Here is a 15021-nt window from a genome sequence, read left to right on the forward strand (position 1 = left end):
AATCTCTGTAAGTACTTGATTTTCAAGTTCTTTCAGCGCTTCGTCGCTGGGAGTGGTGCGCATTATAGGGAGTTTAAATGGGCCGTCAACGACTAATTTAAACTTTCTTCAGTTAGCTGCCAGGCGGCCCCGTAGCAGCGGTAGCCGTCGAGCCACAGACGGCACCCGCAATAGCAGCAGGAGCAGGCCGATAGCCGCATAAATCATCCAACGCTCCAGATCGGACCGTACGACCCACAGCATATGCAGCAATCCCAATCCGAGGATGACATATATCAGGCGATGCAGTTTCTTCCAGCCTGCCCCCAGCTTGCGCATGCTGTAGCGATTGGAGGTCAGCGCCAGGGAAAGCAACCCGAGGAAGGCAACGAACCCGACGATGATGTAAGGCCGCTTGCGCAATTCGACTCCCAACTGCGCCCAGTCCAATCCCAGGATGAAGACGGCATAGGCACTCAGGTGCAGCACTATATAGGTGAAGCACCACAACCCCAGCTGACGACGAACCTGCACCCAACCGCCCCAGCGGGTGATCCTCTGCAGCGGCGTCATCGACAGGGTAACAAGCAGGAGAATCAGACCGCCCTGCCCTAAGCGATCGACCAATGCCTTACCGGGGTCCGGACCGAGGGCGAAGATCCAGGCCTGGTACAACCAATAGAGCGGCGGCAACAACGCAGCCAGAAACACACCGGCCCGCCAGTACGGATAGCGCATCAGTAATCCTTCTTCAGATCCATGCCCGCATAGAGCGAAGCGACTTCATCGGCATAGCCATTGAACATGAGGGTAGGACGAACATTGGGACTGAATAGTCCACTGGGCAGCCGACGCTCGCGCGCCTGACTCCAGCGGGGGTGATCCACAGTCGGGTTGACGTTGGCATAGAAGCCGTACTCGTCCGCGGCCAGACTCTGCCAGGTAGTCTTGGGCTGCTCCTCAACGAAGCTGATCCGCACAATGGACTTTGCACCCTTGAAGCCGTACTTCCATGGCACGACTAGACGAAGCGGCGCGCCGTTCTGGTTCGCCAGCACCCGGCCATACATGCCGACCGCCAATATCGCCAATGGATGCATCGCCTCGTCCATGCGCAACCCTTCCACATAGGGCCAGTCGATCAGGGCAAAGTTGGATTGCACCCCCGGCATATCCTTGCGATCCACCAGTGTTTCGAAGCGGACGTACTTGGCCTTGCTGGTCGGCTCAACCCGTTTGATCAGCTCGGAAATGGGAAAACCGATCCACGGAATGACCATCGACCAAGCCTCGACGCAGCGCAAACGGTAGATACGCTCTTCCAGCTGATAGGGCTTGATGAAGTCCTCGAGTGCGTATCTGCCGGGCTTGCCCACCTCACCGTCGACCACTACTGACCAGGGCTCGGTTTTCAATGCCCCCGCATTGGCAGCGGGATCGCCCTTGTCCGGGCCGAACTCGTAGAAGTTGTTGTAGGTGGTCGCGTCCTTGAACGGCGTGATGGCCTCATCTTTCACCGTCACGGCATCCCATCGAGTAACGGCGAGCTTTTCTGCCAGCCAGGAAGGAGCAGCCGCCTCGGTCACATCGGCATAGCGACCACCTTCGGCAAAACTCAGGCGCGGCAATCCGGACAAAGCGGCAGCCGCCACCGCACCACCGAGAAAGTGGCGACGGGAGAGATAGAGGGATTCGGGGGTGACTTCCGATTCGTGGCAATCGGAAAGGCGGGACGACTTGATCAGCATGACGGGCTCCGCAACGACTGGCTGTATGCGCCAGTAGACTGCGGAGCCCGCTGGAAATTACACGGCAGGCGGCTGCTTGCGACGGCGCAATTGCAACAAGTATTGCACCGGGCCGGAGGCGGCGTAAGCAAGGAACAGCAGGAGCAGGATGCGCGGCGGGTCGGTGAAGACCACGGCGAATGCCAGCACCACCACCAGGATCGCCATGAACGGCACACGGCCGCGCAGGTCAAGATCCTTGAAGCTGTAGTACTTGATGTTGCTGACCATCAGCATGCCGGCAGCGGCGACCATCAGGGCCACCAGCAGGGAAACCTTGGCACCCTGTACATCGAAGTCAGCAAATGCCCATACCGTACCGGCAACCAGCGCTGCGGCGGCCGGGCTGGCCAGACCGATGAAGTAGCGCTTGTCGGCCTTGCCCACCTGGGTATTGAAGCGAGCCAGGCGCAGCGCGGCACCGGCCACATAGATGAAGGCAACCATCCAGCCGACCTTGCCCAAACTGCTCAGCGCCCACTCGAAGGCAACCAGCGCCGGCGCGACGCCGAAGGCAACCATGTCGGACAGCGAGTCGTACTCGGCGCCGAAGGCACTCTGGGTATTGGTCAGACGGGCTACACGACCGTCAAGGCCATCCAGGACCATGGCAACAAAGATGGCAATGGCGGCGTTGGAGAAATCACCGCTCATGGCATTGATGATGGCGTACAGCCCGGTGAACAACGCCGCGGTGGTGAACAGGTTGGGCAGCAGGTAGATGCCGCGATGACGAACCTTGCGACCTTCGGCGTCATGGCCCTCCTCGATGTGCTCATCGATGGGCAGCAGACTTTCTTCGGTGTCGGAAGCCTTGTTGGGCTCCTCGTGACCTTCACTCATGGACGATTCCTTGAGAACTCGTTGAGGCTGAGATTCGCCGGGGCACGCTACTGCGCAGACTCACCCGACGCCCCCGCTTTATACCAGATCACCGCCCCTAAACGAAAAAACGCGGCAAGCGCCGCGTTTCTTCGTTTGTCGAAAGGACCTTAGTTCTTGGTCTTGTCGACGATCTTGTTGGCAGCGATCCACGGCATCATGGCGCGCAGCTGCTCGCCGATGACTTCGATGCCGTGAGCGGCGTTGTTACGGCGCTTGGCGGTCATCGACGGGTAGTTGGTGGCGCCTTCGGAGATGAACATCTTGGCGTATTCGCCGTCCTGGATGCGCTTCAGAGCGTTGCGCATGGCCTGACGGGATTCGGCGTTGATCACTTCCGGACCGGTCACGTACTCGCCGTATTCGGCGTTGTTCGAGATCGAGTAGTTCATGTTGGCGATGCCGCCTTCGTACATGAGGTCGACGATCAGCTTCAGTTCGTGCAGGCATTCGAAGTAGGCCATTTCCGGAGCGTAACCGGCTTCGACCAGGGTTTCGAAACCAGCTTTCACCAGTTCTACGCAACCGCCGCACAGAACAGCCTGCTCACCGAACAGGTCGGTTTCGGTCTCGTCCTTGAAGGTGGTTTCGATGATGCCGGTACGGCCGCCACCAACGCCACAGGCGTAGGACAGGGCGACGTTCTTGGCATTGCCCGACGCGTCCTGGTAGATAGCGATCAGGTCAGGAATGCCGCCGCCCTTGACGAACTCGGAGCGCACGGTGTGGCCCGGAGCTTTCGGCGCGATCATGATCACGTCGAGGTCAGCGCGCGGTACGACCTGGTTGTAGTGGATGGAGAAGCCGTGGGCGAAGGCCAGGGTAGCGCCCTTCTTCAGGTTCGGCTCGATCTCGTCCTTGTACAGGCGGCCCTGGAACTCGTCCGGGGTCAGGATCATGACCAGGTCGGCAGCGGCAACGGCTTCAGCCACTTCGGCGACTTTCAGGCCGTGGTTCTGAGCCTTGGCAACGGAGGAAGAACCCGCACGCAGGCCGACGGTGACGTCGACGCCGGAGTCTTTCAGGTTGCAGGCGTGGGCGTGGCCCTGGGAACCGTAACCGATGATGGCAACTTTCTTGCCCTGAACGATGGAGAGGTCACAGTCTTTATCGTAGAAAACGCGCATTTGGGTAATCCCCTGTCAGTTGGCCTCGTGGGCCGTATTTCAAATCAGATGCTGAGAGTCTTGTCGCCACGGGCAATGCCGGTGACGCCGCTACGGACAACTTCGAGGATCGACGCAGTGCCGACGGCCTGGATGAAGCTGTCCAGCTTGTCGCTGGTACCGGCCAACTGCACGGTGTAGACGCTGCTGGTGACGTCGACGATCTGTCCGCGGAAGATGTCGGTGGTGCGCTTGACCTCGGCGCGCTGGGCGCCGGTGGCCTTCACTTTCACCAGCATCAGCTCGCGCTCGATGTGCGCACTCTCCGAGAGGTTCACCAGTTTTACCACCTCGATGAGCTTGTTGAGGTTCTTGGTGATCTGCTCGATGACCTCATCCTGACCGGCGGTGGTCAGGGTCAGGCGCGACAGCGTCGGGTCCTCGGTCGGAGCGACGGTCAGGCTTTCGATGTTGTAGTTGCGCTGGGAGAACAGGCCAACAACGCGGGAGAGCGCGCCGGGTTCGTTTTCCAGCAGCAGGGAAATGATGTGTCGCATGATCAGGTACGCTCCGTCTTGCTCAGCCACATGTCGCGCATCGCACCACCGCGGATCTGCATCGGGTAGACGTGCTCGCTGGTATCGACCTGGATGTCGAGGAAGACCAGGCGATTCTTCATCGCGAAGGCTTCTTCCATCATCGGTTTCAGGTCCTTCAGGTCGGTGATGCGCATGCCGACGTGGCCATACGCTTCAGCCAGCTTGACGAAGTCCGGCAGCGATTCCATGTAGGAGTGCGAATAACGGCTGTTGTACTGCATGTCCTGCCATTGGCGGACCATGCCCAGCGCACCGTTGTTCAGGTTGACGATCTTCACCGGCAGGTCGTACTGCAGGCAGGTGGACAGCTCCTGGATGTTCATCTGGATGCTGCCTTCACCGGTCACGCAGGCGACGTCGGCCTCAGGGAAGTTCAGCTTCACGCCCATGGCGGCCGGGAAGCCGAAGCCCATGGTGCCCAGGCCACCGGAGTTGATCCAGCGGTTGGGCTTGTTGAAGCGGTAGTACTGCGCCGCGAACATCTGGTGCTGACCCACGTCGGAAGCGACGAAGGCATCACCGTTGGTGACTTCGCAAAGCGTCTCGATCACGGTCTGCGGCTTGATGATGCTGCCGTCGCCCATGTTGTACGGGAACAGGCCGCGAGTGCCGCGCCATTCCTCGATCTGCTTCCACCAGGCAGCCTGGGCTTCCTTGTTCGGGGTCTCACCGATTTCCTTGAGGATCGCGACCATTTCGGTCAGGACGCTATCCACCGGACCAACGATCGGGATGTCGGCCTTTACAGTCTTGGAGATCGAGGCAGGGTCGATATCGACGTGGATGATCTTGGCGTTCGGACAGAACTTGGCGGCGGTCTCGCCGTTGATCACGCGGTCGTCGAAGCGCGCGCCGACAGCGAAGATCACGTCAGCGTGGTGCATCGCAAGGTTCGCGGTGTAGCTGCCGTGCATGCCGAGCATGCCGACGAACTGGCGATCGGTTCCCGGATAGCCACCCAGCCCCATCAGGGTATTGGTGACCGGTACGTTGAGCATGCGGGCCACTTCGGTCAGCGGCTCAGCAGCATTGCCCATGATCACGCCACCACCGGCGTAGATGATCGGGCGCTTGGCGGCCAGCATCATCTCGGCGGCCTTGCGGATCTGGCCGGAGTGGCCGCGAACCGCCGGGCTGTAGGAGCGCAGCTTCACTTTTTTCGGGTAGTTGTATTCGAACTTCTGGGTCGGGTCGCCCATGTCCTTCGGAATATCGATCACCACCGGACCGGGACGGCCGGACTGGGCGATATAGAAGGCCTTCTTGATGACCTCAGGGATTTCCGACGGGTGCTTGATGATGAAGCTGTGCTTCACGATCGGGCGGGAGATACCGACCATGTCGGTTTCCTGGAACGCGTCGGTACCGACCATGTTGCTCGCTACCTGGCCGGAGATCACCACCATCGGGATGGAGTCCATGTAGGCGGTAGCGATGCCGGTGACGGCGTTGGTCGCGCCGGGACCGGAGGTCACCAGCACCACGCCCGGCTTGCCGGTGGCGCGCGCATAGCCGTCGGCCATGTGGGTAGCGGCCTGCTCGTGGCGAACCAGGATGTGGGTTACTTCGTTCTCTTTGAAGAGAGCGTCGTAGATATGCAGAAGGGCACCGCCCGGGTACCCGTAGATGTACTTAACGCCTTCGTCACGCAGGGAGCGGACGACCATTTCAGCGCCGGATAAAAGTTCCACGTTGTCACCTCTAGAACGCTATATACGGAAACCCCCAACGTGGGGGACCGACTTGGATGGCTGCCCGGCAGACATGGGCGAATGTAATCGCCGGCTACGTCGACTGCCGATTGAGCAGAACCTGGAGACACTCCTGTTTGTGTTACGGAGAGCCTCCACCCAGCGCGAGGTAACGCGAAACAGGGTGAAACTTTGCGGCGCGGGTAGCACCTCTTGTCTGCCGAGTAAAACCAGCTTGCGGCCGGCCCACTGCAGCGAACCTTGGATTCTTCTGAAACGAAGCGGTCAAGTCAAGCCATATATAGCTTTGAATGAAGCGGGGATGTGAACTTTCTCAGAGTGAATAAGCGCACGATTTGGTTATAGTTACCGACAGACTCCGCCTCCCAAGGACCGACAAAGCATGCGACGGACGATTTTCATGGGCAGCCTGCTGCTCGCACTGGCCCCGACCGTGATGGCCGCGCAGGTCTACAAATGGGTCGACGCCCAGGGCATCACCCACTTCGGCGCGCAGCCACCGCAAGGCGCCGACGCAGCCACCGTGAACACCAATACGGCGCCGCCCAAGGCCAGCAGCAACTTCCCGCCGCCGGCCGCCGTCAAGTCGACGCTGCCGCCCACTGAAGACGAGAAGCAGAAGGCCGCCGACGAGAAGGTCCGCCAGGAAGTGGCCCAACAGGAAGCCGAGCGCCTGCAGCAATGCGAAAAGCTGCGTACCGACCTGGCCCAACTGAAGAACAACCCACGCATCCGCGTGGATGACGGTAACGGCGACCTGCGCCGTATTAGCGAAGAAGAACGCCAGGGGCGTATCGCGGCCAGCGAGAAGAGCCTCCGCGAGAACTGCAACTGACGCCAGATCAGGGCGTCGGGCTGATCAACTGATCGAAGGCGCCAAGCGCTTCCAGCAGCGCCGCTACCCGAGCGCCTTGATTGGCATAGGCCATCTCTGCGATAGCGCGGATGCCCGAGGCACTGGGCAGATCCGCGCCGCTCTCGATGATCAGCTTCATCCGCGGCAGGAAGATCCACTGCAGCCACTCTTCCAGCGCCAGCGTATCCACGCAGAAGGGCTCGATGCTGGAAAGCCTGTCCGTCGACGGGCTTTCACTTCCCCACATTCCAATCGCACGCAACTCCCGCTCGATCAGCAACAACTGATCGGCGACGGCCAGCACGCGCGCATCCATTACAGGGTCACCTTGGCTTTCTGACGGGCCTCGGCGGCGCCGGAGGCGTTGCCTTGCTGATCACGGCACTTGGCGATCAGGTCCCACAGACTGGCCTGCATGGTCGGACGACCATTGGCCAGCGACAGGCCACGCAGCGCAACCTGTTCGGCCTGGGCGGCGTCGCCCTGGGCCAGGCGGACCTGAGCCAGCTTGTAGAGCACCTGCGGCTCGCGCGGAGCGATGCGTTGGGCGCGCTCCAGGCTGGCAGCAGCGCCATTCAGGTCACCACCGCCCTGCTGCTGCGAGGCGGAGGTCAGCAGCGCCAGCACCGGACCATCCAACTGCTCGTCCGCCGACAGGCCAGAGTTGCTCGACGGAATCCCGGACGGCCCCTGGTAGGTGCTGCCCTGGCTCGATGGCGCAGCCTGCTGGTTCTGGTACGCCGGCTGCTGGTAGGTCTGCGACTGAAAACCGCCGTTGGAGGTGATGCCGCCGCTGGTGGAGATCGGCTGCTGCGAAGAATAAGTCGAGCCGGTTGCTCCCGGAGCCGTGGTCATCGGCGAGGTGCTGATCGGCGCGGCGCCGGTCTGCGCCGGGAAGGTCTGGATCGGTGCCATGCCGGCATCCTGCGGGACCATCACGGTAACGCCGGAGTCACCTTGCGGGATGCTCTGGCCAGCGCCGGTGCGAACCGGCGCCTGAGTGTTGCCGCCGCTGCGGCCGACACGTTCCGAGTTGGAGACGGAGGTACCGGAGTCCTGCACGGGAATCGCACCATGTTGCGGGGACGCACAACCGGACAGAAGCGCCAGAGTCGCCGACGCTGCAAACCAAGCTTTTCTCACTTCCAATCCTCTTGCATCAGTTCAACCAGCCACGCACCCAGTCCATGACTTCGCCGGCCGGCGTCTGGTTTCCGCAACCTGCGCCCAGCGCAGGTTCGCTTCCTCGAATATAAGGCATCTGCACTGCACCGGGGCAGTTGGCGTCCGTACCCTGCCCGGTATGCGGGTCGACCCACGCCTGTACGACATTATCCGGCATTGGCATGTCCAGCGGCGCGGGATTGGCCTTGCGCATGAAGCTGGTCCAGATCTGCAGCGCACCGGTAGCGCCGGTGAGCGGCGTCTTGCCGTTGTCGTCACGACCGATCCAAACCACCGCCAGCAGGTCCTGACCGAAGCCGGAGAACCAACTGTCACGCGAATCGTTGGTGGTGCCGGTCTTACCCGCCAGGGTCAGGGACGCCGGCAACTGGTTGTAGACCGAGCGCCCGGTCCCCTCGCGCATGACCCGCTGCATGGCGCTCTGCAGCAGGTAGATGGAGCCCGGATCGAAACGCTGCTCGACCTGGAAGGGATAACGCTTGAGCGGCTGGCCGTCGGCCGCCAGCACGCTGCGAATGCTACGCAGCGGTGTATTGAAACCACCGCTGGCGATGGTCTGGTACATGGTTGCCACCTGCATCGGGCTCAGCGCGCCCGCGCCCAGCAGCATCGACGGATAGGCCGGCCAGTTTGGCGAAACGCCCAGGCGCTCCAGCGTCTTCAGTACGTTCGGCACGCCCAGGTCGAGACCCAGCCTGGCGGTGGACAGGTTCAGCGAACGGGCCAGCCCCTGGTAGAGGAAGATGGTGCCGTTGGCAGTGCCTTCATAGTTCTTCGGCGTCCATACCTGGCCATCCTTGCCCTTCACCTGGAACGGCTGGTCCTGGATATAGCTGGTCAGGGTGTACTGGCTCGGACGCTCCAGCGCGGTCAGGTACACCGCGGGCTTGACCAGCGAACCGATCGGCCGCACCGCATCGACGGCACGGTTGAAGCCGGCGAAGCGCGGATCGCGGCTGCCCAGCAATGCCTGGATCTCACCGGTTTCCGGGTTGGTCACGACCATCGCGGTTTCGGTCTCGGCGACACCCTTGCGGCCTTCGAGACGCTTGAAGGTTTCGCTGACGGCGGACTCGGCCTTCATCTGCAGGATGGGGTCGAAGCTGGTGAAGATGCGCAGGCCTTCTTCGGTCAGGTCCTCGTCGCGGTAATCCTCCCGCAGCTGGCGTTTCACCAGGTCGAGGAAGGCCGGGTAGGAACTGTTGGCCATGCTGCCCTGACGGGTCACGCCCAGCGGTGCCTGCTTGGCGGCAGCCGCTTCGTCGGCAGTGATCACGCCCTGCTCGGCAAGCACGTCGAGCACCACGTTGCGGCGCTCCAGCGCGCGCTCGGGGTTGCGGCGTGGGTTGTAATAGGAAGGCCCCTTCACCATCCCGACCAGCAACGCCACCTGGGGCAGCTTGAGTTCGGACAACGGCTGGCTGAAGAAGTACTGGCTGGCGAGACCGAAGCCGTTCACCGAGCGCTGGCCATCCTGGCCGAGGAACACCTCGTTGAGGTAGCCCTCGAGGATTTCGCGCTTGTCGTAATGCAGCTCAAGCAGCACAGCCATCATGGCTTCGGTGAGCTTGCGCGACAGACTGCGTTCGTTGGTCAGGAAGAAGTTCTTCACCAACTGCTGGGTCAGCGTACTGCCGCCCTGACGCAACTGGCCGGCGCTGGCGTTGACCCAGACGGCACGGGCGATGGACTTGATGGAAACCCCGTGATGGGTCCAGAAATCACGGTCTTCCACAGCGACCAGGGTATCGATCAGGTACGGCGGCACCTGGTCGAGCTTGATCAGGATGCGGTCTTCGTTGTGCGCCGGGTACAGGCCGCCGATCAGCAGCGGCTCCATGCGCGCGACAGCAAGGTCGCCACCGTTGGCGCGACTCAGGCCGGCAACGTAGTCGCCGGAGAAGCGCACGCGAATGCGCTGCGCAGGCTCGGCGCCTTCATAGAACTGGAAGCCACGGGTATTGAGGTCGACGGCATTGCCGGCGACCGACACGGCGCCAGGCCCTGCGACCGACGTCTCGCGGCGATAGCCCAGGGCATCCAGCTCGCGCAGGAAGTCGTCCTTGCCCAGTTTCAGGCCGACGAACAGTTCCAGCGGCCGGGCATAGACCTTGGCAGGAATGGTCCAGCGCTTGCCGGAGAATTTCTCCTGGACAACCGCATCGAGGTACACGGCAAAACCGGCCAGCACCACTACGCCAACCAGACCGAGCTTGAGAGCCCAGCCCAGCCACTTGCGCATGGCAGGCGACGATTTGCCGCTTTTTTTACGAGGTTTGGAAGATCGGGGACGCGTCATGGCGGCGCATTATACGTACTTTATCCACAGGAGACAGACGCCGCTCCAGCGGGCGTCCGGGCTTGATGCGAACTGCCGCGCATCTATCAAAAACGGCAGTGGCCGAGCTATGACCCCGAGATGGCTATTTGGTTGCCGGTCAGCCCCAGAGTTTGCACCTGCCGACCCAGCCGCCATAATGCCTGCCTTTAGAAAATTCGATCGGAAAGGACATCACGTGAGCCAGACCTTACTCGCAGCCCTGCAGAACCCCGCCCTCTTCCCCCATCCGGTCGAAGGCTTCCGGGTCATCGAAACCCACATTTCCTGGGTGCTGCTCACTGGCTCCTACGTCTACAAGATCAAGAAGCCGGTGAACTTCGGCTTCCTCGATTTCACCGACCTGGCCAAGCGCAAGCACTTCTGCGAGGAAGAACTGCGCCTGAACCAACGCCTCACCGACGGCCTTTACCTCGACGTGATCGCCATTACCGGCAGCGAGTCCGCCCCGCAACTCAACGGTGAAGGCCCGGCAGTCGAGTACATGATCCAGTGCCGTGAGTTCCCGCAGAGCCAACTGCTCAGCGAAGTGCAGGCTCGTGGCGAGCTGGGCGCCGCCCACGTCGACGGCCTGGCCAAACAGATCGCCGACTTCCACCTGCGCACCCCGGTCGTGCCGACCGAGCACCCGCTGGGCACTCCGCAAGCCTGCATGGCGCCGGTACGGCAGAACTTCGAGCAGATTCGCCCGATGCTCTCCGACAAGGCCGACCTGCTGCAGCTCGATGCGCTGGAAGCCTGGGCCGAATCCAGCTTCGAACGCCTGCACGAGGTGTTCGAACAGCGCAAGGCCAACGGCTTCATCCGCGAATGCCATGGTGATATCCACCTGGGCAACGCCGCGATCATCGATAGCAAAGTCGTACTGTTCGACTGCATCGAATTCAACGAGCCGTTCCGCTTCACCGACGTCACCGCCGACTACGCCTTCCTCGCCATGGACCTGGAAGACCGCGGACTGAAGTGTCTGTCGCGTCGCTTCGTCAGCCAGTACCTGGAATACACCGGTGACTATCAATCCCTGGCCCTGCTGAACTTCTACAAGGCGTACCGCGCCCTGGTACGCGCCAAGATCGCGCTGTTCAGCCTCGCCCACCAGACCGACGCCGTGCAGAAGGCCGCAACCCTGCGCCAGTACCGCAACTACGCCAACCTGGCGGAAAGCTACAGCGCCATTCCTTCGCGCTTCCTGGCAGTGACCGTTGGCGTTTCCGCCGTTGGTAAAAGCCAGGTCGCCCTGCGCCTGGTCGAAGCGCTGGGCGCAGTTCGCCTGCGCTCGGACGTCGAACGCAAGCGCCTGTTCGGCGAACAGAAGGCCGCCGCGCAAGGCCAGCTCAAGGGCGGCATCTACGACGCCGATGCCACCGCCACGACCTACAAGCGCCTGAACGAGCTGGCCGTGGATATTCTCCGCGCCGGCTACCCCGTGGTGCTGGACGCCACCTTCCTCAAACGCGAGCAGCGCGCCGCCGCCTGGGAAATCGCCGAGGAAACCGGCGTGCCGTTCCTGATCCTCGACTGCCACGCACCGGAGGCTGTAATTGCCGGCTGGCTGGCCCAGCGCCAGAGCGAAGGCAATGACCCGTCCGACGCCACCTTGGAAGTCGTCCAGGCGCAACTGGCCAGCCGCGACGCACTCAGCGCCGAGGAGCAGCAGCACGGCAAGCGTGTTGATACCCCGGACGCCGCCAGCCTGGACGCCCTGGTCGCGGGCATCCGCCAGCGCCTGCCGGGCCTCTGATCCACCGTCTGTCGGCCGGAGCCGCCCCACGCGGCGCTCTCCGGCCGCCAGGCAGGCCGCACAAGCAGCCTTCGACGACGACAACGCCCTGCCCCGCATTCTCGGCGATGTCACAAAGCCACGTTTTTCCCAGCCAACGCTACACTTCCTTCTGTGTGTCGGGCCGCTACGAGCAGTTCTCGGCCCCTTCAAGACCTGACACCCATCGTGCCCATCGCAAGGACAGACGATGAACGACGAACTGCTGCACCTGAAGAACCTCGGCAAGACCTCCGCCCAGTGGCTCCACGCCGTGGGTATCCATAACGCTGGCGACCTGCGCCGCCTGGGCGCCGTCGGCGCTTATCGGGCCGTGCGCGCGCGGGGCTTCCGCGCTTCGAAAGTGCTGCTCTATGCCATCGAGGGCGCCCTGCTGGATGTGCACTGGAACGACCTGCCCCCTGCGCACAAGGCGGCCCTTCTCGGCGAGCTCGAGACATTTCCCGCACGTAACAAGAGCTAGCTCACAAGCTCTGTGGGAAAATGTTTACGCAAGGTGCCTGTCCACTTATGGTCTCAGGGCCCTTCGTGCGCCCTCGACCGTCGCCATATCAAGGAATTACGGCCATGTACCTACTCGGTGAACAACCCGCCTATGCCGATCGACTGATCAATCGGCTACAGGGCATCCCGGCGCAACTGCTCGCCGGCCTTGAGCCCGCCGGCGAAGCCATCCGCCTGGAACGGTCCGACGACCTGGAAGGCGAGCTGCCTGGCAAGCACCTGTTCCTCATCGAGAATGGCCTGGTCCATGCGCTGGTGGACGAACGCCCGCTGTTCTACCTGCAGGAAGGCGACCTGGTCGGCCTGCGGCAGGGCATCGAGTTGCCGCCCTGCCGCTACGTCAGCGAAGAGCCGCTGTGCCTGATCCCCTATTCGCGCAGCGAAGTGTTCCGCCATATCCACAGCCACGAACAGCGCCAGGAACAGTTCCTGCACTACCTGATCGGCCACACTGCGCTGCTGTCGGATGCCCTGGCGCATCTCAAACAGCCGGAGATTCGCCCGGCCACCGGATTCCAGCATTTCGCCGCCGGCGCCCAACTGATCCAGCAGGGCGACGACGCCGAGCACGTGTTCATCATCATCGAGGGCCATGCCGAAGCCTTCGTCGACGGGCAGAAGGTTGGTGATGTGCAGAAGGATGAAATCTTCGGCGCCATGGCCGTGTTCACCCGCGAGAAGCGTAGCGCCTCGGTCATCGCCAGCGAACCCTGCACCGTGATGGTGATCCCCAAGGACCAGTTCCTCAGCCTGATGCAGAGCAACCCGCGCATCGCCCACAGCCTCATCGAAGGCATGGCGCGGCGCATCGACCTGCTGAACAAGGAAGTCACCCAGCTGCGCCTGCAACGCCAGGCCGACTGATCTGCTCCCCCTCGAAAAGCCCGGCTCAGCGCCGGGCTTTTTCGTTTGTGCGGTAGGTATCTCGCGGGCGAGAAAAAACTGCAGAAAAGAGGTTGACTCTCAAATGATAATGATTATTACTGAGTCATCTGGTCGCGAGGCCAGATCGATAACCTCAAGAGACCACGCAGTCGGACTCTTCAGATTATCTCCTCATCAGGCTAATCACGGTTTCGACCCGGCACTTTGCCGGGTCTTTTTTTGCCCCGATTTTTTCCTTCGCGCAGCGCTTTCACGTCCACCGAAAAAATCTTCAGCCAGGTCGAAGAAAAGGTGTTGACTCTCAAATGATAATGGTTATTATTACAACCACTGGCTGCGAGGCCAGTTGGATAAGCTCGAGAGACCACGCAGTCGGACTCTTCAGATTATCTCCTCATCAGGCTAATCACGGTTTGGACCCGGCACTTTGCCGGGTCTTTTTTTGCCTGCGATTTGTGCGGCGACCGTCATTTGCCCAGAAACGAAAAAGGGGCCGTTCGGCCCCCTCACTGCTTGCCGCGCATCTGCGCGCAATAATCCGTTGGCGGCTGTGCCGGCGTGTACCAGACGAAGTCTGCCTGAGCCGGCGCTACCACCCTGCCAACTTCGGCCAGCATCACCACCTTCAGACCTTGCGCTGCGCCCAGATCCTGCAGGTGCAGCGGAACGCCCAGGTCGCGGCGCGCATGGAAGCTGCCAGCGATCAGCAGGGCTGGTTCAGGCGCCGCCTTGAAACGCTCGGCCAGGCGCCGGTCGCGCTGTTGCTGCACCGCCAGCATCGCCGGCAGCTGACTGTCCGGCAGCAGACCGCAGTGGGAATCACGGATGTCCTGCAGCAACGCATCGCGCACCGGAGCGGCAGTGGAGGCTGGTCCCTGCAGTTGGGGCAGATTCCGGTAGATATCCATGATTTCGCTGCGATCCAGGTTGCCCGCCAGCAACGGCGTCGGCTGCTTCACCAGCCAGGTCACCAGCGGGCCGTATTGGGACCAGTCCCAGCCCGGTTGCCAACGTAGCGCACCGATCAGGTCGCTTGGCGTCTCGCCCTTCTCCGCCAGGGCCTGGGTAGCGGTCACGGCGCTCTGCTGATCGGGGTTGAGCATCTCCAATAGCACGCTGCCACTCGGGCGCCGCTCAGCGAGTGCGCGTGCCAGCCAGAGCTCGAGTGCATGATGATCGGGGTTGTCGTGCTGCTCGCCGACTATGACCCGCGGTGCGGCAGCCAATCGGTCAAGCAGTTGTGCCGGCGAAAGCTGTTCGCCGCTGCGCAGATCGCGGATCACACCGAGCTCGGCGCTGTCGCGCCCTTCCGGGCTCTGCCAGACCGGCAGCGGCGGAGCGGCCACCTGGCTCTGGCAGGCCACCAGCACCGCCAGCAGTGGGACGAACAAGACCTTGTGCATGGCGA

The 15021-nt window shown here is 62.1% G+C and carries 14 protein-coding genes; 4 read left to right on the forward strand and 10 right to left on the reverse strand.

The genetic code is table 11. The features are described from left to right. Positions 1-108: 108 nt before the first annotated feature. The 6 genes from msrQ to ACNFH5_RS23080 all read right to left on the reverse strand — a co-directional run bounded on the left by msrQ (position 109) and on the right by ACNFH5_RS23080 (position 6044). Positions 109-717, reverse strand: a complete 609-nt coding sequence (gene msrQ / locus ACNFH5_RS23055; RefSeq protein WP_416750014.1) for a protein-methionine-sulfoxide reductase heme-binding subunit MsrQ — start codon at positions 715-717, stop codon at positions 109-111. Then, on the reverse strand, positions 717-1727 hold the full coding sequence (gene msrP, locus ACNFH5_RS23060) for a protein-methionine-sulfoxide reductase catalytic subunit MsrP (RefSeq protein WP_416750016.1): 1011 nt from the start codon (positions 1725-1727) through the stop codon (positions 717-719). The genes msrQ and msrP overlap by 1 nt, the downstream gene beginning before the upstream one ends. A 57-nt stretch (positions 1728-1784) precedes the next feature. Further along, positions 1785-2609, reverse strand: coding sequence for a CDP-diacylglycerol--serine O-phosphatidyltransferase (gene pssA, locus ACNFH5_RS23065; protein ID WP_088416411.1), 825 nt, complete (start codon positions 2607-2609; stop codon positions 1785-1787). A 149-nt stretch (positions 2610-2758) separates the two neighbouring features. Continuing rightward, positions 2759-3775, reverse strand: a complete 1017-nt coding sequence (gene ilvC / locus ACNFH5_RS23070) for a ketol-acid reductoisomerase (protein ID WP_017516327.1) — start codon at positions 3773-3775, stop codon at positions 2759-2761. Between the two features lie 44 nt (positions 3776-3819). Further along, a complete protein-coding gene (ilvN, locus tag ACNFH5_RS23075) occupies positions 3820-4311 on the reverse strand; it encodes an acetolactate synthase small subunit (RefSeq protein ID WP_081520739.1) in 492 nt (163 codons plus the stop codon). Between the two features lie 2 nt (positions 4312-4313). Further along, positions 4314-6044 (reverse strand): acetolactate synthase 3 large subunit, encoded by a 1731-nt coding sequence (locus ACNFH5_RS23080; RefSeq protein WP_081520738.1) that lies wholly within the window; start codon positions 6042-6044, stop codon positions 4314-4316. 403 nt (positions 6045-6447) lie between these two features. Between ACNFH5_RS23080 and ACNFH5_RS23085 the strand changes: the two genes are divergently transcribed. Continuing rightward, a complete protein-coding gene (locus tag ACNFH5_RS23085) occupies positions 6448-6900 on the forward strand; it encodes a DUF4124 domain-containing protein (protein ID WP_416750020.1) in 453 nt (150 codons plus the stop codon). Between the two features lie 7 nt (positions 6901-6907). Here ACNFH5_RS23085 and ACNFH5_RS23090 read toward each other — a convergent pair whose 3' ends face one another. From ACNFH5_RS23090 to mrcB, 3 genes are read right to left on the reverse strand one after another with little or no spacing between them, the layout of a single operon-like run. After that, the gene (locus ACNFH5_RS23090) at positions 6908-7237 is read right to left on the reverse strand and encodes a YqcC family protein (RefSeq protein ID WP_416750022.1); all 330 of its coding nucleotides are present in this window, start codon (positions 7235-7237) and stop codon (positions 6908-6910) included. Beyond that, positions 7237-8064: a tetratricopeptide repeat protein gene (locus ACNFH5_RS23095; RefSeq protein WP_416750024.1), complete on the reverse strand. Its 828-nt coding sequence runs from the start codon at positions 8062-8064 to the stop codon at positions 7237-7239. Before ACNFH5_RS23095 ends, ACNFH5_RS23090 begins: the two co-directional genes overlap by 1 nt. A gap of 16 nt (positions 8065-8080) precedes the next feature. Continuing rightward, the gene (gene mrcB / locus ACNFH5_RS23100; protein WP_416750026.1) at positions 8081-10405 is read right to left on the reverse strand and encodes a penicillin-binding protein 1B; all 2325 of its coding nucleotides are present in this window, start codon (positions 10403-10405) and stop codon (positions 8081-8083) included. Positions 10406-10622: 217 nt separating this feature from the next. Here mrcB and ACNFH5_RS23105 point away from each other — a divergent pair, with 217 nt between their 5' ends. The 3 genes from ACNFH5_RS23105 to ACNFH5_RS23115 all read left to right on the forward strand — a co-directional run bounded on the left by ACNFH5_RS23105 (position 10623) and on the right by ACNFH5_RS23115 (position 13592). Next, positions 10623-12185: an AAA family ATPase gene (locus ACNFH5_RS23105; protein WP_416750028.1), complete on the forward strand. Its 1563-nt coding sequence runs from the start codon at positions 10623-10625 to the stop codon at positions 12183-12185. A 229-nt stretch (positions 12186-12414) separates the two neighbouring features. Then, entirely contained in the window at positions 12415-12687 is a 273-nt protein-coding gene (locus ACNFH5_RS23110; RefSeq protein ID WP_024767178.1) for a TfoX/Sxy family protein, read from the forward strand. A 104-nt stretch (positions 12688-12791) separates the two neighbouring features. Beyond that, positions 12792-13592: a cyclic nucleotide-binding domain-containing protein gene (locus ACNFH5_RS23115; protein ID WP_045216845.1), complete on the forward strand. Its 801-nt coding sequence runs from the start codon at positions 12792-12794 to the stop codon at positions 13590-13592. A 527-nt stretch (positions 13593-14119) separates the two neighbouring features. Here ACNFH5_RS23115 and ACNFH5_RS23120 read toward each other — a convergent pair. Further along, positions 14120-15016: a ChaN family lipoprotein gene (locus ACNFH5_RS23120; RefSeq protein WP_416750031.1), complete on the reverse strand. Its 897-nt coding sequence runs from the start codon at positions 15014-15016 to the stop codon at positions 14120-14122. Positions 15017-15021: the final 5 nt, after the last annotated feature.

It is taken from the genome of Pseudomonas sp. NY15435, assembly GCF_048068295.1.
Lineage (GTDB): Bacteria > Pseudomonadota > Gammaproteobacteria > Pseudomonadales > Pseudomonadaceae > Pseudomonas.

Excerpts from the sequence above, each read along its gene's own strand:
- msrQ (WP_416750014.1), bottom strand. The coding sequence starts at position 717 with ATGCGCTATCCGTACTGGCGGGCCGGTGTGTTTCTGGCTGCGTTGTTG.
- ACNFH5_RS23085 (WP_416750020.1), top strand. The coding sequence starts at position 6,448 with ATGCGACGGACGATTTTCATGGGCAGCCTGCTGCTCGCACTGGCCCCG.
- mrcB (WP_416750026.1), bottom strand. The coding sequence starts at position 10,405 with ATGACGCGTCCCCGATCTTCCAAACCTCGTAAAAAAAGCGGCAAATCG.
- ACNFH5_RS23120 (WP_416750031.1), bottom strand. The coding sequence starts at position 15,016 with ATGCACAAGGTCTTGTTCGTCCCACTGCTGGCGGTGCTGGTGGCCTGC.
- pssA (WP_088416411.1), bottom strand. The coding sequence starts at position 2,609 with ATGAGTGAAGGTCACGAGGAGCCCAACAAGGCTTCCGACACCGAAGAA.
- ACNFH5_RS23090 (WP_416750022.1), bottom strand. The coding sequence starts at position 7,237 with ATGGATGCGCGCGTGCTGGCCGTCGCCGATCAGTTGTTGCTGATCGAG.
- ilvN (WP_081520739.1), bottom strand. The coding sequence starts at position 4,311 with ATGCGACACATCATTTCCCTGCTGCTGGAAAACGAACCCGGCGCGCTC.
- ACNFH5_RS23110 (WP_024767178.1), top strand. The coding sequence starts at position 12,415 with ATGAACGACGAACTGCTGCACCTGAAGAACCTCGGCAAGACCTCCGCC.
- msrP (WP_416750016.1), bottom strand. The coding sequence starts at position 1,727 with ATGCTGATCAAGTCGTCCCGCCTTTCCGATTGCCACGAATCGGAAGTC.
- ilvC (WP_017516327.1), bottom strand. The coding sequence starts at position 3,775 with ATGCGCGTTTTCTACGATAAAGACTGTGACCTCTCCATCGTTCAGGGC.
- ACNFH5_RS23115 (WP_045216845.1), top strand. The coding sequence starts at position 12,792 with ATGTACCTACTCGGTGAACAACCCGCCTATGCCGATCGACTGATCAAT.